Raw genomic sequence first — 19,533 nt, forward strand, 5'->3', positions numbered from 1 at the left:
ACAATGAATCCATGACGACCTGGGAAGACGTCGTCGGCCTCGCCTCCGCGCTGCCGGAGGTCGAGGCGTCGACGTGGTATCGCACGCCCGCGCTGAAGGTGGCGGGCAAGGGGTTCGCGCGGCTGCGCACCGAGGCCGAAGGCGGCCTGGTCGTGATGTGCGGGCTGGACGAGAAGGCCGCGTTGCTGGAATCCGGCGACGCGGCCTTCTTCACGACCCCGCACTACGACGGGCACGGCTCGATCATCGTCGACCTGGAGCGGGTGGATGTCGATCAGCTGCGTGAGCTGCTCGAAGAGGCGTGGCGGCGGAAGGCGCCGCGCCGGCTGCTCACTTGAGTTCGCCGCGCAGCATGCTCATCAGGATCATGTCGTGGCGCTCGCCTTCGGCGTCGATGAAGGACTCGCGGTGACGGCCCTCTTCGACGAAGCCGATCTTGCGGTAGACGTGCCGGGCAGCTTCGTTCTCCGCGACGACCCACAGCGTGATCTGGTGCAGGCGCATGGCGGTGAAGCCGTAGCGGCACATCATGCGCAGGGCCTCGGTGCCGTAGCCGCCGCCCCGGTACTCGGCGTCGCCGATGTAGACGTCGAGCGTGGCCTCGCCGAGTTCGGGCTCGGCGTCCCGCAGGTCGATGACGCCGATGAGCTGGCGCTCGGCCTTGGCCTCGATGCCGAGGACGACCTTTTCGTAGGTGTTGAGCGCGCGTTCCTCGCAGCGCTTGCGCACCTGGGCCAGCGAGAGCGGGTGTTCGTTGTTCATCCAGCGGCCGACCTCGGGATCGTAGGTCCACGGGTGCAGCCGTTCGGCGTCCTCCGGTTCGAGCGCGCGCAGCCGGACGAGTTCCCCCTCGATCATGTCCACTCCCGTTCCATCGGCAGAAAGTCGTCGAGCAAGGCCGAGGAACTGCCGGACCGGGACCGGCCTGGCCCGCCGCGCATCATCGTGCACGAGGTCGGCGCCGCGCACGCGAATATTCCGCCGCCGGGTGACGCGCATGAGATCAGCGGGCGATGAATTAACCGATCGGGTGACCCCGGCTCCCCCGGTGCACCGCGCCGATGGTGGGATATGGCGCATGTCGACCGCATGGCCGCTGCGCCAGGACCCGGAAGGGCCGGTCATCATCGCGCTGGCCCTGGTGAACGACCCCGACGCGCTGGGCTTCGTCGTCCTGGACGACGAGGACGACTGGTTCATCAGCGACGGCACCGAGCTGTCCGACGACGTGCTGGTCAACCGCGAGAGCTTCGGCAAGATGTCGCTGCGCGAAGCCGTCGAACTGCTGCCGCAGCTGGGCGCGCTGAAGGACCTGCCGACCGGGATGGCCGCCGACTGGGACCCCGAGCGCCGCACGTGGCTGCTCTCGTCCGTGACCGGCTCCGACGACGAAGACGAGGACGTCCGCCTGCTCGCCCAGCGCCGCGCGGCCTGGAAGTTCGAAGGCTCGCCGGACGACGAAGCCCAGATCAGCAGCGGCCTCACCGAGATCCCGACCGGCCCCGAGCAGCCGGTGCGCGCGGTCCGCCAGGTCGTCCGCGAGCAGGACGGCACCTGGCTGTTCGTCGGCTTCGAGGTCCCCGAGGCGGAGGACTTCGAGGTCGAGGGCCTGGAGCTGGAGCACGTGGCGAACCTGTACCCGGACGTCCGCACGGTGCTGAAGGCCGCGCCGGGCCAGGTCTACGACCGCGCGACGCCGGACTCGGACTGGGAGCTCGTCGAAGGTTAGAGCTCGATCGGGAGGTGGAAGAGCCCGCGCGTGATCGGGCTCGGCCACCAGGTCAGCTCCTCTTCGGGGACGGCGAGGCGGGCCGTCGGAAGACGCCTGAGCAGGGTCTCGAAGGCGACGTCGGCCTGCAGCCGGGCCAGGGCCGCGCCGATGCAGAGGTGCGGCCCGGCGCCGAAGGCGATGTGCCGCCGTTCTCCGGCACGCTGTCCCGGCCGGAAGGCGTCCGGTTCCGCGAAGGCCGCGGGGTCGCGGTCGGCGGCCAGCACCGAAACGAGGATCGGGTCGCCCGGCCGCATCAGCCGGCCACCGATCTCGACGTCTTCGGTGGGGAACCGCCAGGTCGCGTTCTGCAGCGGCGCGTGCAGCCGGAGCGTCTCCTCGATGACGGCCGCGCGGTGCTCAGGATCGGTTCTTGCTCTTGCCGCTTCGCCGGGATGGGTCAGCAGCGCGAGCGCGCCGGTCGCGATCAGCCCGACGGTCGTCTCGTGGCCGCCGATCAGGATGAGGAACGCCGTCGATGTCACTTCGTCCGCAGAGAGCGTGCCGGTGGCCTCCTGGGCGACGAGGTCGCTGATCAGGTCGGTGCCGCGGGTCGCCCGCTTGGCTTCGACGACCTCGGTGACCAGCCGTTCCAGCACGTCGGTGGCTTCGCGGACCTTGGAGCCGTCGGTGTCGTCGGCGGAGTCGATGACGAGCGACCACTCGTGCACGTCCTCGCGGTGGGACTCGGGCACCCCGAGCAGGTCGCAGATGATCGCGATCGGCAGCGGGTAGGCGAGGTCAGCGACCAGGTCGCCCTGCCCGCGCGCTTCGACGACGTCGAGCAGGCCGTCGGTCACCCGCTGGGCGCGCTCGCGCAGGCGCTGCATCCGGCGCGGCCCGAACGCGCCGGCGCAGGCACGCCGCAACCGGGTGTGCTCGGGCGGATCGGTGTTGATCATGTTGGACGCCAGCGACGGCCGGTGGTCGAGCGGCAGGCCCATGCCCGCGCGCTGCCACTGCTCGTTGCCGGCGGACGGGCTCTTGACCAGGGCCGGGTGGCTGAGCGCCGTGACCGCGTCGTCGTACCGCGTGATCAGCCAGGCCCAGGTGCCGGTGGGGAAGCCGAGCCGGTGCGGCGGTCGTTCGCGCAGCCAGGCGTAGGCCGGTGCGGGGTCGCGATCGAAGTCCGGACCGAACAGCGCGGGCTCTCCCATGCGTCCACCCTGCCCGCCGAACTTTCTCCGCGACAAGTGTCCCGGCGCGGCCGCACCCGTTCGTCCTTACAGTGAAAGCCGGCGATCGGCGCCGGTCAGGACCTGCGAGGAGCACCTCATGCCCAAGTACGCCGCGATCATCTACGCCACCGACATCGACCCGACCACGCCCGAAGCCACGGACTTGATGAAGGACTACGACGAGTTCGGCGCGGGCGCGGCGGCGGTGATCCGCGGCGGCGCGGCCCTGTACCCGACGGCGACGGCGACGACGGTCCGCGTCACCGGCGGCAAGGGCGGCGACGTCGTCACCAGCGACGGGCCGTACGCGGAGACGAAGGAAGCCCTCACCGGCTTCTACCTGCTCGAGTGCGCCGACCTCGACGAGGCGGTCAAGGTCGCGTCGCGGATCCCGGGCGCCTGGGACGGCGCGATCGAGGTCCGGCCGGTCGTCGACTTCGGCAAGTGACCGGCGCCGGGGACGCGGTCGCGCGGCTGGTCCGGGCCGAGGGCACCGGGGTACTGGCCACGCTGGTCCGCGTCACCGGCAGCGTCGACCTGGCCGAGGACGCGGTCCAGGACGCCGTCGTGCGTGCGCTGGAGACGTGGCCGCGCGACGGCGTCCCGGCCAATCCCCGCGGCTGGCTGCTGGTCGCGGCCCGCCACCGAGCGGTGGACGTGGTCCGCCGCGAGGCGAAGCGGCAGGGGAAGGAGGCCGTCGCGATGCCGGCGATCGATCCGAGCCCGGACCCGGTATCGGTCCGCGACGACCTGCTGCGGCTGGTGTTCACGTGCTGCCACCCGGCGTTGTCGCTGGACGCCCAGGTGGCGTTGGCGCTTCGGACGTTGGGCGGTTTGTCGACCGCGGAGGTCGCCCGGGGCTTGCTGGTGCCGGAAGCGACGATGGCGAAGCGGCTGACGCGCGCGAAGCAGAAGATCGCGCAGGCGCGGATCCCGTATCGGGTGCCCGCGGCGGAGGAGTTGCCGTCCCGCTTGGCCGGCGTCGCGTCGACGGTGTACCTGATCTTCAACGAGGGCTACACGGGCCGCGTTTCGTTGCTGGCGGAGGGCGTCCGGCTCGCGCGCTTGCTGGTTTCGCTGATGCCGGACGAGCCGACGGCGCTGGGACTGCTCGCGTTGGTGCTGCTGCAGGACGCCCGCCGCGCGGCGCGTTTCTCTTCGGGCGTACCGGTCTTGCTGTCCGAGCAGGACCGTTCGCGGTGGGACGCGGCGCTGATCAAGGAAGGCGTCGAGCTGGTCGCCCGTGGCCTGCGCCGGACCCCGTCGCTGCCGAACGCGTACGTGGTCCAGGCGGCGATCGCGGCGTGCCACGACCTCGCACCGTCTTACGAGGAGACGAACTGGGACGCGGTGATTTCCTGGTACGACGTGTTGTTGTCGGTCCAGGACACCCCGGTGGTCCGCTTGAACCGCGCGGCGGCGGTCGCGGAACGGGACGGACCGGCGTCGGCATTGGCGCTGGTGGACGCGCTGTCGGGCCTGGACGACTACCCGTGGTGGCACGCGTCGCGGGCGGAGTTGTTGCACCGCTTGGGTTCCGCGTCGGCGTTCGACGCGCTGAAGCGGGCGGAGGAAACCGGGCTGCCTGCGGCTCATGCGGCACATTTGCGAGCCAGAATGGAAAGCGAAAACCCCGGGCAGAACGCCCGGGGTTTCGATGAGAGCGGATGACGGGAATCGAACCCGCGTATTCAGCTTGGGAAGCTGATGTTCTACCATTGAACTACATCCGCAGTGCGTCGTCAGCATACACGGCACCGTGATCCCCTTGTCCAGCGCCCTCCTCCTTGACTCGTGCGCGTCAAGTGACAACACTTGTTGTCGACTGGTGGAGGTGAGCGTCATGGACGAGCCCGAACTGTTCCGGCAAGGCGGGTTCCGGCTGGCCCAGCGGCTGTTCATCGAGGGTGACATCCGGGGTGACGAGCGGCAGGTCGCGCGGCTGCGGGAGTTCGCCCAGGTGCAGGACAGGCTCGCGGACGACGTCGTCGCCTGGATGGCGCAGCAGCCCAAGGGGCGGGGGCGCGCCCTCTTCGAAGAAGCCCTGGTGGACCGGGCCACCGCGGCCGGGCCGCTCAAGGACTTCTTCGACCAGGTCGATGCCAAGCCCTACTGGGTCGACGACGAACGGCTCGACCGCGGTGCGAAAGCCATCACCCGGGCCGGGCTGCTGGGGCTCTTCCCGCTCGGGGACATGTCGCTGATGGGCGGCTACCTCGCCTCGCGCGCCACGAAATCGCTGGTCGGGACCGGGGAGATCGAATACAAGGCCACGCGGCGGCTCGTCGAGACCGCCGCCTGGTGGATCGACGTCACCACGCCCGGCGCCCTCAAGCACGGTGAGAAGGGGTACGCCTCCGCGCTGCGGATCCGGCTCGTGCACGCCCACGTGCGCGCCGCCATGAACCGGCGGGACGACTGGGACTACGCGGCCTGGGATCGGCCCGTCAACCAGGTGCAGACCGCCGGGACACTGCTGCTCTTCTCGCTCGTCTACGTCTTCGGCACGCAGCTGCTCGGCCTCCGCTACTCCGCCCGCGAGCGCGGCGACATCCTGCATCTCTGGCGCTACATCGGCTGGCTCATGGGTGTCGACGACGAGCTGCTGCCCACCTCCGAAGAGGACGCCTGGCGCCTGCTCTGGCTGCTCGCCGCCACCGAGTTCATCCCGGACGACGACTCGAAGCGGCTCGCCAAGGCGCTGATCGAGGCCAACGCCGCCGTCGGCGAGGGGCGCGGCGCGGTCGGGAAGGTGCTTTCGCACGTCTCGGTCGCCGTGCACTCGTCGATCAGCCGGCTCGTGCTCGGGAAGACGAACGCCGACTTCCTCGGCCTGCCGAACGACCCGGTCGCGCAGGCCGCGATCGTCGCCGTTGCGTCGGTCAACTTCGCCGCCGAGACCGTGCGGCGGTTCATCCCCGGGGCCACCGCGCTGCAGGAGCGGATCGGTCAGGCCGGCCGCCGCGGGTACGTCAGGCGGCTCGAGAAGATCTTCGCGCCGGACACGACGTACGCGCAGCACATGCGGGCCGCCTGAACCCACCGGATAGGCTTCGGCCGTGCTGCTCAGTGACCGTGACCTCCGCAAAGAGCTCGACGCCGGCCGGCTCGGCATCGACCCCTTCGATGCCGGCATGGTCCAGCCGTCCAGCATCGACGTCCGGCTCGACCGGTTCTTCCGCGTCTTCGACAACAGCAAGTACACCCACATCGACCCGCAGCTGCAGCAGGACGAGCTGACCTCGCTGGTCGAGAAGGAGGGCGACGAGCCCTTCGTGCTGCACCCCGGCGAGTTCGTCCTCGGCTCGACGTTCGAGCTCGTCACCCTGGCCGACGACCTGGCCGGCCGCCTCGAGGGCAAGTCGTCGCTCGGCCGCCTCGGGCTGCTCACGCACTCGACCGCCGGGTTCATCGACCCCGGTTTCTCCGGGCACATCACGCTGGAACTGTCGAACGTCGCCAACCTGCCGATCACGCTCTGGCCCGGCATGAAGATCGGCCAGCTGTGCATCTTCCGGCTGTCGAGCTCGGCCGAGCACCCGTACGGCTCCAGCGAAGCCGGGTCCCGCTACCAGGGGCAGCGCGGCCCGACCCCGAGCCGCGCGTACAAGAACTTCCACCGCGTCGACACCTGGCGCTAGGCGGAGACCTTCTCGTCCCAGTCGATGTGGTGGTTCCACATGAACGCGTTCGGGTCCTCGTCGAACGGCTTCGAGAACACCCGCTTGATGAAGAAGTCGCGGACCACGCGCCCGACCGGCCCGATCACCTTCTGGTCGCCGTTGCGCTTCCCGGCCGCGACCACCGCTTCGACGCGCCCGCGCCGCAAGCTCTCGTAGGTGGCCAGCGCGCGCTCGACGTCGGGCACGTCGCGGAGGCATTTGCCCAGCGTGACGGCGTCTTCGATGGCCATCGAGGCGCCCTGGCCCGCCGCCGGTGACGTCGCGTGCGCCGCGTCGCCGATGATCACCATGCGGCCGCGGTGCCAGACCGGGACCGTCGGGAAGTCATACGTCGGCCAGGCCGGGTAGAGCTCTCGCGTCGCGCGGATGATCTCGGTCGCCGGGGTCCGGTCGCGGGCCACCAGGTGCAGGAGCTCGGCGCGCAGCTTCTCCCCGGCGAGCGTGGCCAGCTCGGACGCGGTCGGTTCGGTCTTGCGGGCCGGGTTCGCGAACCACCAGACGCGGCCGTCCGCGCTGACGACGTGGCAAAAGAAGACGCGCTTGCCGAACACCATGTTCAGCACGCCCGGCTCGTCGGGCAGGTCGAGGCCTTCGGCGAACCCGCCGGTGTTGAGCAGCGGCACGTACCGCGGTGACGGCGCGTCCGGGTCGATGATCGTGCGGACCCGGGAGCGGAGGCCGTCGGCGCCGATCAGGAGGTCGCCCTCGATGTGCGAGCCGTCGGCGAAATCCGCTCTGACGTGCGTGTCCGTCTGGCTGGCGCCGATCAGTCGCTTGCCGTACTCGACGCGGATGCCGCGCCTCGCGGCCTCGTCGCGCAGGGCGACGTAGAGGTCGGAACGCAGAACGGTCTGGCTCACCGTGCCGTCCGGGAGGGTGCCGCCCAGGGGGAATTCGGCGAGCTTCGTGCCGTTGCCGAGCCCGATCGACATCCGCGGCGAGTCGAAGCCCGCGCTGCGGACGACGTCCTTGAGGCCCAGCGGGAGCAGCGCGTCCAAACCGTTGACGGCCAGCGTCAGGAACGCGCCGACGCCCTCGGCGCCGCGGTCGTACGCCTCGAACAGCAGCGGCTCGTGCCCCGCTTCGTGCAGGGCGATGGCCGTGATCGTGCCCGCCACGCCGCCCCCGATGATCAATGCCCTTGTCATATCGTTCGACCCCTCGAATGTCTTAGGAACTAATTCGTTCTGTCGAACTAAAGAGTGGGCTAGGCTGGTCGCCGTGTCAAGCGAGCGAACGGAACTCGTCGAAGATGTCCTGCTCAGGTCGCGGGAGCTGTCGACGGAGACGGTCATGTTCCACACCGCGATCTCCGAGACCCGGGGGCTGTCGGCGGTGGAGAGCAAGGTTCTCGACTACCTCGCGCGCTTCGGCCCGCAGACGCCGAAGGACCTCGCACGGCTGTCGGGGCTCGCGCCGGCGTCGGTGACGGCGATGATCGACCGGCTGGCGCACAAGGGCATCGTCAACCGCGAGCCGCACCCGGACGATCGACGCAAGATCCTCATCGTCCTGGACCTGCGGTCCATCGTGAGCGGCCTGCACCTGTGGGACCACCTCGTGAAGGGCATGTACGACCTCTGCGACCGCTACACCGACGACCAGCTCCGGACGATCATCGGGTTCGTCCGGTCCGCCACGGTCCTGACCCACGAGTCGACGGCGAAGCTGACCGGCTCCGATTCCGACCCCACGAACGAGTGAGTTTGAAGGCGTAAAACCGGGTCTCGTGCCACGCTCCCAAGGTCGTCTCGGCCCCGGAGGTGGCGAGGAGTGCCGTTGCCCGAAAGACCGCTTCGCTCGATTCTCGTGCTGGCACTGGTCTTCCTGGCCTCGGCCGTCGTACCGGCGGCGGGCGCGGCCGCCGCCGGTACGTTTGCCGTCGGCTACGACGACGTGGTCTACGGCGACTTCGTCTACGCGGGCAACGGCGTCCTGCGCTGCCCGGTCGCCGCCGACGGCGCCCCGGCCGGCGGGACGGTCGCAACACCGGCAGCGTGCGCGAACACCGCCGACCGCAAGGACACCCTGGCCAACGACGACTTCTTCATGCAGTGGGCCGACGTCGACACCGACCCGGCGACGTTCGATTCGGCAAGAGCGTCGGTGGGCATCCCGCCGGGGGCTCACGTCGTCTTCGCCCGGCTGAACTGGGCCGGCAGTGTGAATTGCGGCCCCTCGGCTGTCGCACCACCCGGGACGCCCGCGAAGCAGAACGTCCGGCTTTCCGTCGGCAGCGCGGAATCCGTGGACATCCCGCCGTCGGGGTACGCCGAAGACGGCGGTTACTACTCGGCGCACGCCGACGTGACCAGCCGCTTCGCCGGTGTCCCTTCGGCTTTCGACGTGACGGTCGGCAATGTGTGGGCGTTGAAGGGCTTCGACTGCGTCGGCGGCTGGTCGGTCGCGCTCGTCTACGCCTACCCGGAACGCAACGCGGACTACGCGCCGCACAAGCGCAAGGTGGTCATCTACGACGGCCACGCCCGGCAGACCCCCGGCACCCCGCCGGCCGAAACGACGATCACCGGCTTCCGCGCGGCGGCCGCCGACGCGCACCTCGGCGTCACGGCGTACGACGGTGACTGGGGCAGATCCGGCGACCAGTTCCTGGTCGACGGCACCCCGGCCGCTGAGCCCGCAACCGGCGGCACGTCGAACTTCTTCATCTCCAACGCCGACAACGCCGCGCTGCCGAACAACTTCAGCGTCGACGCGAAGGCGTTCAACGTCGACAACGTCCATGCCGGCGCAACGAGCGCGAAGCTCGGCGTCGTCACCAGCGGCGACGACGTCCTGGCGCAGAACCTGGCGTTTTCGGTGCCGGTGCCCGACCTCCAGATCGCCGTGCGCGCGACCCAGCCGAAGACGCACGCCGGCGAGCCGGTGACGTTCGCCGTCGTCGTGACCAACCCGGGCGACGTCCCGGCGTCCGGCGTCGAGGTCGCCGACCCGGCCGTCCCGGAGTGCGCGAAACCGCTCGGCACCCTCGCCCCCGGCCAGACGGTGACCTACTCGTGCACCGGTACCGCACCGCCCGACGACTTCACGAACACCGCGAAGGTCACCGGCACGAGCGCGCTCGGCGACGCCCTCGACGGCATCGCGAGCGCACCCATCGACGTCCTGCACCCGGCGCTGGGCATGACGAAGTCGGCCGACCGGCCCGCGTACCGCGCCGGCGACCTCGCGACCTTCACGATCAAGGTCACGAACACCGGCGACACGGGACTCTCCGGCCTCCAGGTCACCGACCCGAAGACGCCGGCGTGCGCGCTCACCGGAGCGCTCGCGCCGGGCGAATCCCGCACGACGACGTGCACCGCGAAGGCCCCGATCCCCGACGGCGTCAACACGGCGAGCGCGCTGGCCGCCGACGAGCTCGGCAAGCAGGTCACGGCGACGGCCGACGCACCGGCGCCGACGATCGCACCCGCGGTCGAGGTCACCAAGACCGCGGACCGGCCGGTGATCCACTCCGGGGACGCCGTCACCTGGACGGTCGCCGTCCGCAACACCGGCGACAGCCCGCTGGCCCCGCTCGAGGTCACCGACGACACGACGACGGCGTGCGCGCGCACGTTCGCCGGCCTGCCCGCGGGCGCGACGCAGACGTACACGTGCACGGCGAATCCGTCCCGCACCACGACGTCCCAGGTGACGGCGACCGGCACCGACCTGTCCGGCCGGCCCGTGACGGCCACCGCGCCGGCGACGGTCACGGTGATCACCCCGGCGCTGACCCTCACCGCGGCCGCCACGCCGAGTGTCGCCCGCGCCGGCGACCCGATCACCTACACGCTGACGATCGCCAACGCCGGCGACGCACCGTTGACCGAGGTGGCGGTGGCCCACGACGTCCCGGCGTGCGCCAAGGCGATCGGTGCCCTGGCCCCGGGCGGGACGACCACGTACACGTGCACCGCACCGGCCCCACCGGACGACGTGGCCACCACGGCCACGGCCACCGGCCAGGACCAGCTCGGCCGCACGGTGAAGGTCACCGACGACGCGGCGGTGGACGTGATCCACCCGGCACTCGGGCTGGCGGTCCGCGCGACGCCGCCGGCGGTCCGCGAGGGCGACACGGTGACATGGACGATCACCGCAGCCAACACGGGCGACGTGCCGCTGGCGGACGTCACGGTCGCGGACGCCGAGGTCGCCTCGTGCGCGAAGCGGTTCGGCACGCTCCAGCCGCAGGTGCAGCAGGAGGCGACGTGCACGACGATCGCGGGCCCGGCCGGGTTCGCGAACAAGCCGACGCTGACCGGCACCGACCCCACGGCCCGCCCGGTGACGGCCGTCGCCGAGGGCACGTTCGCCGTCCAGCACCCAGCGGTCGCGATCGCCGCGGAGGTGACGGGCGGCCCGTTCCGCGAAGGCGACAAGGTGCCGTTCCGGATCACCGTCCGCAACGCCGGCGACGTGCCGCTGGCCGGCCTCCGAGTCACGGACACACAGGCCACGGGCGCACGAGCCGCGCCCACCAGCTGCACCCAAACCCTCGATGGCACCTTCGACCCCGGCGCCACCCGCGAGTTCGCCTGCACCACGACCGCTCCGGCCGACGACGTCACCCGGACCCTCCGGGTCGTCGCCACCCCGCCCGTCGGACCCGACGTCACCGCCGGCGCCAGTGCCGGCCTCGACGTCATCCACCCCGCCATCGCCGTCACGAGGACCGTCGATGCCGCTGTCGTGCACGTCAAAGACCCGGTGACCTCGACCATCACCGTGACCAACACCGGTGACACCCCGCTCCAGGACGTCTCCGTCGACGATCCGCTGGCCCGGGACTGCACCAAGTCCCTGGGCCGGCTCGAACCGCAGGCGAAGCACACCTACAGCTGCACCCAAGCCGCCGGTGACACCGACTTCACCGCCGTCGCGAACGTCACCGGCACCGATGCCACGAATCGGCCGGTGAGCGCCTCCGCCGGCGCCGCTGTCGACGTCATCCACCCCGCGCTCAGCCTCACCAACGACGCCACGCCCACGCGCGTCCGCCAAGGCGACACCGTCACGTTCACCCTCGTCGTCGCGAACACCGGTGACGTCCCGCTGACCGATGTGTCCCTTGTGGACAACCGGACTCCGGCGTGCGCTCAACCCATCGGCACCCTCCTCCCCGGCGCCAGCCAGCGCCGCTCCTGCACGGTAAACGCCGGCCCCGACAATTTCGTGAGCTCGGCCACCGCAAATGCCACCGATCCGGTGAAACGCCAGGTCAGTGCTACCGACGATGCGTCGTACACCGTCCTGCACCCCGCCCTCGCGCTCACCCAGGACATCCACGGCGGCCCCTTCCGCCCCGGCGACACCGTGACCGCCACCCTCGCCGTCACCAATACCGGCGACGTCCCGCTGACCGCCGTCAACGTCCGAAGCGAGTCCTGCACCAAGACCTTCGACCAGCTCGAGGCCGGCGCCACGCAGAAGTTCGACTGCACCATGACCGCGCCCGCCGACGACGCAGCCAGCGCCGCGAAAGCGACGGCGGACGCCCCGGTCGGCCCACCGGTAACGGCGACGGACTCCGACGAGATCGACGTCATCCACCCGGCCGTGCAGCTCACCATCGACGCGACACCCAAGATCGCCCGCGCGGGCGACGAAGTCACCTTCACCGTCACCGCGCGCAACACCGGCGACGTCCCGCTCGCCGCGGTGTCCATTGTGGACAACCTACGCAAGCAATCGACCTGTGCGAACAAGCTGGGCACCGTAGAAGCGGGAGCGGTGAAGACCTACACCTGCACCCGCAAAGCGCCCGCCGACGACTTCGGCCAAACCCTCGAGATCACCGGAAATGACCCGAGTGGTCGCACCGTGCAATCAGCCGGTGACGCAAAAGTCGACGTCGTCCACCCCGAGATCGCCGTGATGAATGACGCCGCACCTTACGAAGTCCACGCAGGTGACACCGTCACCTTTTCGATCCTGGTCAAGAACACCGGCGACGTCCCGCTCGCCGACGTGACGGTCGTCGACGACCACACGCCTGCCTGTGCGCATACCGCAGGGGAACTGGCCGTGGACGCCGAAATCTCGTACTCCTGCACAACGACGGCGGGCAAAGTTGGCTTCACGGGCAAAGCAACCGCCACCGGTCAAGACCCGACCCGTCGTCCGGTGACAGCTTCCGGTGAAGCGACGTTCGTCGTCCGGATGAGCTGAACGGAGTAACGCGCAAGCGGCCGATTGCCGCGAAAACCGTGCCTGTCGCCGACGGGAAATGTGACCAGTGCGTTCGTAGGGTTCTCGCCTTAATTGTTCCGTGATACGTTCCTGCGCCGTGTCCCCCATTGGTGAACGTGCTCACGTGGTGATGGTGTCACTCAGTGTGCTGCTCGGCGTATTTTCCGCCGCCGCAGGCACCTGGATGGCCACCGCCGAAGGAAACACCGCCGAGCTCGGCGCCGCGGCGCTCGTCCTGCCCAACGCGCCCGCCGGCGCCGGCAGCGGCAGCGGAACCGACCTCGCCGGCGGCCAGGTCCAGACCACCAACCCCGGTCAGCCCGCCGCCCCCACGACCTCGGCCCCCGCCCCGACGACGTCCAGTGTGGCACCCACGCCGACCGAGTCGTCCGCGGCGCCGCAGTCTTCGACGTCCGAAGCCCCGCCGCCGATCACCAAGCCCGCCGCCCGGGTCGCGCCTTCGGTGGCCGCCCAGGTCGTCACGCTGGTCAACGACGAGCGCGCCAAGGCCGGCTGTGCCGCGCTGACCGAGGAATCGCACGTCACGAAGGCCGCGCAGGACTTCAGCGACAAGATGTCGGCCGAGAACTTCTTCTCGCACACCAGCCCGGACGGCACGACGTTCGACCAGCGCATCAAGCAGGCCGGTTACTCGAAGCCGGGCGCGGAGAACATCGCGCGCGGGCAGACGTCCGCGGCGCAGGTCATGGACTCCTGGATGAACTCCGAAGGCCACCGCGCCAACATCCTGAACTGCTCGCTCAAGAAGATCGGTGTCGGCGTCACCACCGAAGGCTGGTACTGGGTCCAGGACTTCGGTTACTGACGGCCGCTCACGGCTTGCTCCACCGCTCGGCGATGTCGCCGTAGCGCGCCAGCACCGTCGCCCGCAGCTCCGGATCCGACCGCGGCACCGGTTCGATGAACACCTCGGTGACGTCGTGGAACCTCTCCGTCAGCTCCGAGGCGAGCCGGACGCACGCGCGTTCGAGGTCCGCGGCGCCGAGCGAGTCGTCGAAGTCCACGCGCGTGCAGACCAGCACCTGGTCGGTCCCCATCAGCATGGTCTGCAGGTCGACGACGGCCTCGATCTCCGGCGCGTCGGTCAGGTGGTCGCGGACGCCGCGGACGATGTTCGGATCGGCCTGGCGCCCGACCAGCAGACCGCGGTTGGTGCGGCCGAGCAGGTAGGCGACGCAGGCGAGCAGCAGGCCGATGGCGATCGACGCGATGCCGTCCCAGACCTCGGAGCCGGTGAGCTGGTGCAGCCCGATGCCGCCGAACGCGAGCAGCAGGCCGACCAGCGCCGCCGAGTCCTCGAACAGCACGGTCTTCGGCGTCGGGTCGTCGATGAGCCGCAGGTACGTCCACAGCGAGCGGTTCTCCGCCCGCGACTCCCGGACGACCTGGCGCACCGCCTGCAGCCACGACGTGCCTTCGAGCAGGAACGCCACGGCCAGGACGATGTAGCTGAGCAACGACGTGCTCTGCGCTTCACCGTGCCCGAGCAGCGTCGAGACGCCCTCGTAGAGCGCGAACATCGCGCCCGAGGCGAAGATCGAGACGGCCGCGAGCAGGGACCAGAAGTACCGCTCCTTGCCGTAGCCGAAGGGGTGCACGCGGTCGGCCGGCCGCTCCGAGCGCTTCAGCGCCGTCAGCAACAGGACTTCGGTAATCGTGTCGGCCACCGAGTGCGCTGCTTCGGACAGCATCGCGCCCGAGCCGGTGATGATGCCCGCGATCAGCTTCATGATGGCGATCGCCAGGTTCACCCCGCCGGCGAGCAGGACGGTCAGGGTGCTTTCGCCGCCGGAGTTCCCGGGTTCCTCGCTCACTCTGGTGAGCGTAGTGCTCAGAGGCGCTGCAGGCCGTTCAGAACGCGTTCCATGAGCGCCATCGCGGGCCGGCCGTCGGCGCCGGTCCGGCTGTCGTGGATGGTGACCAGACCCTGCTCGGCCATGTCGTCCAGCAGGACGCGCACGACGCCGAGGGGCACGCTCAGCGTGGCCGCGACCTCGGCGACCGAACGCGGGTGCAGGCACAGCGAGTGCACCGAGCGGAACTCCCCGGTCAGCCGGGCGCCGTCCCAGTGCGCCCCGGCGCGCGTCGAGACCATCGCTTCGATCGCGAGGTGCCGCCGCGACTGCGTGCGGCCGCGCGTGAGGACGTACGGCCGCACGAGGGTGCGCTGGATGGGGACGTAGTCCGCCACGGGCCGCTCGGCGGGTGGGGGGTGGAGTGCGTGTCGGCCGGTCGTCGTGGTCCGCCGGTCCTGGGCCATCCGTGCCGCCCCCTGATTCCGTGATCGTCAATGGTGCCCTCGCTGGCAACGGCGGCGGCGAGGAAAGGCCAGGATACGCCGCTTGTCCAGGGTTCAGGCCGTGGTTTCTCCTTAACTCGATGGGCCATTGCGGTGATTATCATGAACATTTTTCAAGAAAACGATTACCGCGACGAAATCCCAGCTAGTGGGCCTGAAGGACAGGACAAACTTGTGACAACGGGTAGCGGAATGGCTACCAGAACACCAATCTTTCCGATCACGAAAACGGCCCCGGTCAGACGTGCTGACCGGGGCCGTGCGTTCTCGGGAAATGTGTCACTCCTCCGCGAGTGACGGCGCTCCGAGCGCGATCGGCTTCGGTTCCGGCTTGCGCTTGACGGACTCCAGCAGCATCTGCGCGACGTCGACGATCTCGACCTTCTCGCTCGCCGTGCCGTCGCTCTGCCTCGCGGTCAGACCGTCGTTCAGCATCACCTTGCAGAACGGGCAGCCGGTGGCGATCTTCGACGGCGCGGTGCCGAGCGCCTCGTCGACGCGCTCGACGTTGATCCGCTTGCCGATCTTCTCTTCCATCCACATCCGCGCGCCGCCGGCGCCGCAGCACATCGACTTGTCGCCGTGCCGCGGCATCTCGCGCAGCTGCGCACCGGTCGCGCCGACCAGCTCGCGCGGGGCCTCGTACACCTTGTTGTGGCGGCCGAGGTAGCACGGGTCGTGGTAGGTGACGTCCTCGGCGACCGGCGCCACCGGCACCAGCTGCTTCTCGCGGACCAGGCGGTTCAGCAGCTGCGTGTGGTGCACGACGTCGAACTGGCCGCCCAGCTCCGGGTACTCGTTGGCGAGCGTGTTGAAGCAGTGCGCGCAGGTCACGACGACCTTGCGGGCCTTGCGCTCGCGGCCCTCGAACACCGAGTTCAGCACCTCGACGTTCTGCTGGGCCAGCATCTGGAACAGGAACTCGTTGCCGGCGCGGCGGGCCGGGTCACCGGTGCAGGACTCCTCCGAGCCGAGCACCGTGTACTTGACGCCCGCCATGTGCAGCAGCTCCGCGACCGCCCGCGTCGTCTTCTTCGCGCGGTCCTCGAACGCGCCGGCGCAGCCGACCCAGAACAGGTACTCGGCGTCACCGAGGTCGCCGTCGAACACCGGGACCTCGAAGTCGAGGTCCTCGGTCCAGGCCAGCCGGTCCTTGGCGTTCTGGCCCCACGGGTTGCCCTTGTTCTCCAGGTTCTTGAACATGCCGTTCAGCTCGCTGGGGAACGCCGACTCGATCATCACCTGGTAGCGGCGCATGTCGACGATGTGGTCGACGTGCTCGATGTCGACCGGGCACTGCTCGACGCAGGCGCCGCAGCTGGTGCAGGACCACAGGACGTCGGGGTCGATGACGCCGCCGTCGTCGCCGATCAGCGCCTTCTGCGACTCCGCGATCGCGAGGACGTCGATCCCCGCGTACATGTTGTCCCCGGACAGGCCGACCTCGTCGCCCGCCATGTCCCGCTTGCCGCCGGCCAGCAGGTACGGCGCCTTCGCGTAGGCGTGGTCACGCAGCTGCGTGATGACCAGCTTCGGCGACAGCGGCTTGCCGGTGTTCCACGCGGGGCACTGCTCCTGGCAGCGGCCGCACTCGGTGCACGTCGAGAAGTCCAGCCAGCCCTTCCAGCTGAAGTCCTCGATCTTGCCGACGCCGAAGGTGTCCTCGTCGGGGTCGGCTTCCTCGAGGTCGAGGACCTTGCCGCCGCTCATCATCGGCTTGAGCGCGCCGAGGGCGACGCCGCCGTCGGCCTCGCGCTTGAAGTAGATGTTGAAGAACGCGCTGAAGCGGTGCCAGGCGATCCCCATGGTCATCGTGCGCGCGACGACGATCAGCCAGACCGTGGCGCTCATCAGCTTGACGAACGCGAAGATCGTGACCAGGTTCGGGCTGGCCGGCAGCAGCTGGCCGATCGGGTTGGAGACGAAGGACGCCCACAGCGGCCCTTCGTGCGTGTTCAGCGCGGACTTCGCGGCGCGGACGCCGATGATGCCGATGCCCTCGATCAGGACGACGGCCTCGATGAAGTACGCCCACTTGAAGTTGGAGCCGGCGAAGCGGCTCTGGCGGTCGGCGCGGCGCGGGTGGTTGCGCTGGCGGATCGCCATCAGCACCAGGATGCCGACGATCGTGCCGAGCCCGAGCAGCTCCATGAGCAGCTGGAACGGCGGGAAGTCGTCGAGGACCGGCCAGCCCCAGGTCGGGACGAAGACCTCGCCGTATGCCTCGAACAGGGCGAGCGAGCCGAGCAGGAAGCCCCACATCACCAGCCAGTGGGCGGGGCCGACGCTGCGCTTGCGGTTCATCCGCGTGTGCGCGGCGAACTCCTTGATCAGCGTCTTCATGCGCGGCATGAACGGCCCGTTGCGCGTCGAGTCGGGCTGGCCGAGGCGGATCACCCGTACGAAACGGGCGATGGTCGCGGCGAACATGCCCCAGGCGACGAGGCCGAGCACGACGGAGATCCCGCCGAGCGTCAGTTGCAGAGCGCCCATCGTTCGGGTGCCTTTCGTCCGGGAAAAACTGTGGTGGTGCCGGGAGACTAACCGTCCTTACTGATGAGTAACCCGTTGAGGCGCCCTAAGTCCCACCGATGTGGTGTACGTCGCTCTTTGTTTTGGGACGATCGTTCCGGTAGTTTTCACCCTATGGTGAAGCTCCAAGTCGACGGCCGGAAGGCGCGGGGCGAGAAGCGGCGCACCGAACTCATCGAGGCCACGTTGCGGATCATCGAGCGCGACGGCGTCGCGGGCGTCACGCACCGGACGGTCGCGGCCGAGGCCGGCGTCCCCACGACGTCCACGACCTACCACTTCTCGTCGCTGGACGACCTGCTGGTCGCGACGCTCATCTCGTGCGCCCGCGACATGGCGACCGAGGTCTACTGGATGATCGACCGGGCGCGCTCCCGCGGGTCGCGCGGCGCCGAGGAGGTCGCGGCCCTGCTGGCCGAGGCGCTCGGGCCCCGGCGTGGGCGCACGATGGCGGAGTACGAGCTGTACCTGCTGGCCGCGCGCAAGCCCGAGCTGCGGCCGGCCGCGCGCCGCTGGCTGGACGTCCTGACGTCGATGGTCCGGCACGACGACGAAGTGGCGTTCCGGGTGTTCCTCGCGGGCATCGACGGGCTGCTCATCCAGGGCCTGATCGACGACGAGCCGCCGTCGGCCGAGGAACTGCGCCCGGTGGTGGACTACCTGCTGAAACCGCGTTGACGGCTGCCTTAGCTTCGGATCATGCGGACTTTTGGCGACTACGAACTCGACGACGACCGCGCGCGGCTGGACCTCGACGTGGTGTGGAAGTTCCTCTCGACCGAGGCCTACTGGGGGCGCTGGCGCACGCGTGAGCAGGTCGAGGCCGCCATCGCCGGCTCCTGGCGGGTCGTCGGTGCCTACCGCGGTGGCTCGATGGTCGGGTTCGCCCGCGCGTTCTCCGACGGCGTCTCGTCGGCGTACCTCGCCGACGTCTTCGTCGTCGACTCCGCCCGCGGCAGCGGCCTCGGCAAGGAGATCGTGCGGGAGATGATCGACAACGGCCCCGGCGCGCAGTTCCGCTGGATGCTGCACACCGCCGACGCGCACGGGCTGTACCGGCAGTTCGGCTTCGCCGAGCACACCAAGGGGCACTACCTGGAGCGGGAGGGGCCCAACGCGGCGAACTTCGTGGGCTGACGCCGCGCCGGGCCCGCTCCGGGGACTCAGCCCTTGTTCTCGTAGACCGGCGTGATCACCGCGCGGGCCAGGGTGTGCCCGAACATGTTGAAGCCGAGAAACGCCGGTGTCGCGTCCTCCGGCACGTCCAGCTTGTCCAGGTCGAGGGCGTGCACGGCGAAGTAGTAGCGGTGCGGGCCGTGCCCGGGCGGGGGCGCGGCGCCGAGGAACCGCTTGACCCCGCCGTCGCCCTTCAGCGTCACCGCGCCTTCGGGGAGGCCGGAGCCGTCTCCCGCGCCGGACGCCACCTCGGTCACCGAAACCGGGACGTTGAACACCGCCCAGTGCCAGAATCCGCTGCCGGTCGGGGCGTCCGGGTCGTAGCAGGTGATCGCGAAGCTCTTCGTCTCCGCCGGGAAGCCGTCCCACGCCAGGTGCGGCGACCGGTCCTCGCCGCCGGCCCCGAAGATGCCGGACAGGTGCGGCGTGGCCAGGGTTTCGCCGTCGGCGACGTCGTTGCTGCGGAGGGTGAAGGACGGCACGTCGGGCAGGGATTCGTACGGGCCGGGTGCTTGCGGCATGGATCCTCCTGATCATGGAACTGGAGACTTGCGCCAGGTTAGGCCCCGGGCACCACCCCGGCGTCTCAGGGCGGGATCTCAGGGTCTTTCGGGGGGTTACCCCCATGTACCGCCCGCGCACCCCGTCATAACGTTTCTCACGCAGAGGAAACAA

The 19,533-nt window shown here is 69.9% G+C and carries 18 protein-coding genes and 1 tRNA gene; 11 read left to right on the top strand and 8 right to left on the bottom strand.

Annotation, left to right across the window (positions count from 1 at the left end; all coding sequences use genetic code 11):
- Positions 1-11 precede the first annotated feature (11 nt).
- Entirely contained in the window at positions 12-338 is a 327-nt protein-coding gene (locus ACWEF6_RS25825) for an MmcQ/YjbR family DNA-binding protein (protein ID WP_449685303.1), read from the top strand.
- On the opposite strand, the gene ACWEF6_RS25830 is transcribed toward ACWEF6_RS25825, so the two are convergent.
- Complete coding sequence (locus ACWEF6_RS25830; RefSeq protein ID WP_449685304.1) at positions 331-858, bottom strand: GNAT family N-acetyltransferase; 528 nt, start codon at positions 856-858, stop codon at positions 331-333. The genes ACWEF6_RS25825 and ACWEF6_RS25830 overlap by 8 nt on opposite strands.
- A gap of 220 nt (positions 859-1,078) precedes the next feature.
- Between ACWEF6_RS25830 and ACWEF6_RS25835 the strand changes: the two genes are divergently transcribed.
- The gene (locus ACWEF6_RS25835; protein WP_310969599.1) at positions 1,079-1,729 is read left to right on the top strand and encodes a hypothetical protein; all 651 of its coding nucleotides are present in this window, start codon (positions 1,079-1,081) and stop codon (positions 1,727-1,729) included.
- Here the strand turns inward: ACWEF6_RS25835 and ACWEF6_RS25840 are convergent.
- On the bottom strand, positions 1,726-2,925 hold the full coding sequence (locus tag ACWEF6_RS25840) for a cytochrome P450 family protein (RefSeq protein ID WP_449685305.1): 1,200 nt from the start codon (positions 2,923-2,925) through the stop codon (positions 1,726-1,728). The two genes, ACWEF6_RS25835 and ACWEF6_RS25840, sit on opposite strands and share 4 nt — an antisense overlap.
- 118 nt (positions 2,926-3,043) lie before the next feature.
- Here ACWEF6_RS25840 and ACWEF6_RS25845 point away from each other — a divergent pair, with 118 nt between their 5' ends.
- On the top strand, positions 3,044-3,394 hold the full coding sequence (locus ACWEF6_RS25845; RefSeq protein WP_449685306.1) for a YciI family protein: 351 nt from the start codon (positions 3,044-3,046) through the stop codon (positions 3,392-3,394).
- Positions 3,391-4,617 (top strand): RNA polymerase sigma factor, encoded by a 1,227-nt coding sequence (locus tag ACWEF6_RS25850; protein ID WP_449685307.1) that lies wholly within the window; start codon positions 3,391-3,393, stop codon positions 4,615-4,617. The genes ACWEF6_RS25845 and ACWEF6_RS25850 overlap by 4 nt, the downstream gene beginning before the upstream one ends.
- Here the strand turns inward: ACWEF6_RS25850 and ACWEF6_RS25855 are convergent.
- Positions 4,609-4,679, bottom strand: a tRNA-Gly gene (locus ACWEF6_RS25855). The two genes, ACWEF6_RS25850 and ACWEF6_RS25855, sit on opposite strands and share 9 nt — an antisense overlap.
- Positions 4,680-4,789: 110 nt before the next feature.
- Here ACWEF6_RS25855 and ACWEF6_RS25860 point away from each other — a divergent pair.
- On the top strand, positions 4,790-5,983 hold the full coding sequence (locus tag ACWEF6_RS25860; protein ID WP_449685308.1) for an oxygenase MpaB family protein: 1,194 nt from the start codon (positions 4,790-4,792) through the stop codon (positions 5,981-5,983).
- A gap of 22 nt (positions 5,984-6,005) precedes the next feature.
- The gene (dcd, locus tag ACWEF6_RS25865) at positions 6,006-6,587 is read left to right on the top strand and encodes a dCTP deaminase (protein WP_003058109.1); all 582 of its coding nucleotides are present in this window, start codon (positions 6,006-6,008) and stop codon (positions 6,585-6,587) included.
- On the opposite strand, the gene ACWEF6_RS25870 is transcribed toward dcd, so the two are convergent.
- Positions 6,584-7,777: an FAD-dependent oxidoreductase gene (locus tag ACWEF6_RS25870; protein ID WP_449685309.1), complete on the bottom strand. Its 1,194-nt coding sequence runs from the start codon at positions 7,775-7,777 to the stop codon at positions 6,584-6,586. The genes dcd and ACWEF6_RS25870 overlap by 4 nt on opposite strands.
- A gap of 73 nt (positions 7,778-7,850) precedes the next feature.
- On the opposite strand from ACWEF6_RS25870, the gene ACWEF6_RS25875 reads away from it, so the two are divergent.
- The 3 genes from ACWEF6_RS25875 (at position 7,851) to ACWEF6_RS25885 (ending at position 13,656) form a co-directional block, all read left to right on the top strand.
- Positions 7,851-8,333, top strand: a complete 483-nt coding sequence (locus ACWEF6_RS25875) for a MarR family transcriptional regulator (RefSeq protein WP_449685310.1) — start codon at positions 7,851-7,853, stop codon at positions 8,331-8,333.
- A 75-nt stretch (positions 8,334-8,408) separates the two neighbouring features.
- Positions 8,409-12,809 carry a DUF7507 domain-containing protein gene (locus ACWEF6_RS25880; protein WP_449685311.1) on the top strand — a complete coding sequence of 1,467 codons (4,401 nt, stop codon included), beginning with the start codon at positions 8,409-8,411 and terminating at the stop codon, positions 12,807-12,809.
- 145 nt (positions 12,810-12,954) lie between these two features.
- Positions 12,955-13,656, top strand: a complete 702-nt coding sequence (locus tag ACWEF6_RS25885) for a CAP domain-containing protein (RefSeq protein ID WP_449685312.1) — start codon at positions 12,955-12,957, stop codon at positions 13,654-13,656.
- A gap of 7 nt (positions 13,657-13,663) precedes the next feature.
- Here ACWEF6_RS25885 and ACWEF6_RS25890 read toward each other — a convergent pair whose 3' ends face one another.
- The 3 genes from ACWEF6_RS25890 to ACWEF6_RS25900 all read right to left on the bottom strand — a co-directional run bounded on the left by ACWEF6_RS25890 (position 13,664) and on the right by ACWEF6_RS25900 (position 17,643).
- Positions 13,664-14,665, bottom strand: a complete 1,002-nt coding sequence (locus ACWEF6_RS25890) for a cation diffusion facilitator family transporter (RefSeq protein ID WP_449685313.1) — start codon at positions 14,663-14,665, stop codon at positions 13,664-13,666.
- A gap of 17 nt (positions 14,666-14,682) precedes the next feature.
- Positions 14,683-15,042 (bottom strand): DUF742 domain-containing protein, encoded by a 360-nt coding sequence (locus ACWEF6_RS25895; RefSeq protein WP_449685314.1) that lies wholly within the window; start codon positions 15,040-15,042, stop codon positions 14,683-14,685.
- A 387-nt stretch (positions 15,043-15,429) separates the two neighbouring features.
- Complete coding sequence (locus tag ACWEF6_RS25900; RefSeq protein ID WP_449685315.1) at positions 15,430-17,643, bottom strand: (Fe-S)-binding protein; 2,214 nt, start codon at positions 17,641-17,643, stop codon at positions 15,430-15,432.
- 156 nt (positions 17,644-17,799) lie between these two features.
- Here ACWEF6_RS25900 and ACWEF6_RS25905 point away from each other — a divergent pair, with 156 nt between their 5' ends.
- Together ACWEF6_RS25905 and ACWEF6_RS25910 are read left to right on the top strand one after the other, a co-directional pair.
- Complete coding sequence (locus tag ACWEF6_RS25905; RefSeq protein ID WP_167384557.1) at positions 17,800-18,360, top strand: TetR/AcrR family transcriptional regulator; 561 nt, start codon at positions 17,800-17,802, stop codon at positions 18,358-18,360.
- A 21-nt stretch (positions 18,361-18,381) separates the two neighbouring features.
- Positions 18,382-18,819, top strand: a complete 438-nt coding sequence (locus ACWEF6_RS25910) for a GNAT family N-acetyltransferase (RefSeq protein WP_449685316.1) — start codon at positions 18,382-18,384, stop codon at positions 18,817-18,819.
- Between the two features lie 26 nt (positions 18,820-18,845).
- Here the strand turns inward: ACWEF6_RS25910 and ACWEF6_RS25915 are convergent, their stop codons facing one another.
- A complete protein-coding gene (locus ACWEF6_RS25915) occupies positions 18,846-19,379 on the bottom strand; it encodes a YbhB/YbcL family Raf kinase inhibitor-like protein (RefSeq protein WP_449685317.1) in 534 nt (177 codons plus the stop codon).
- Between the last annotated feature and the right edge of the window lie 154 nt (positions 19,380-19,533).

Source organism: Amycolatopsis sp. NPDC004772, assembly GCF_053601215.1.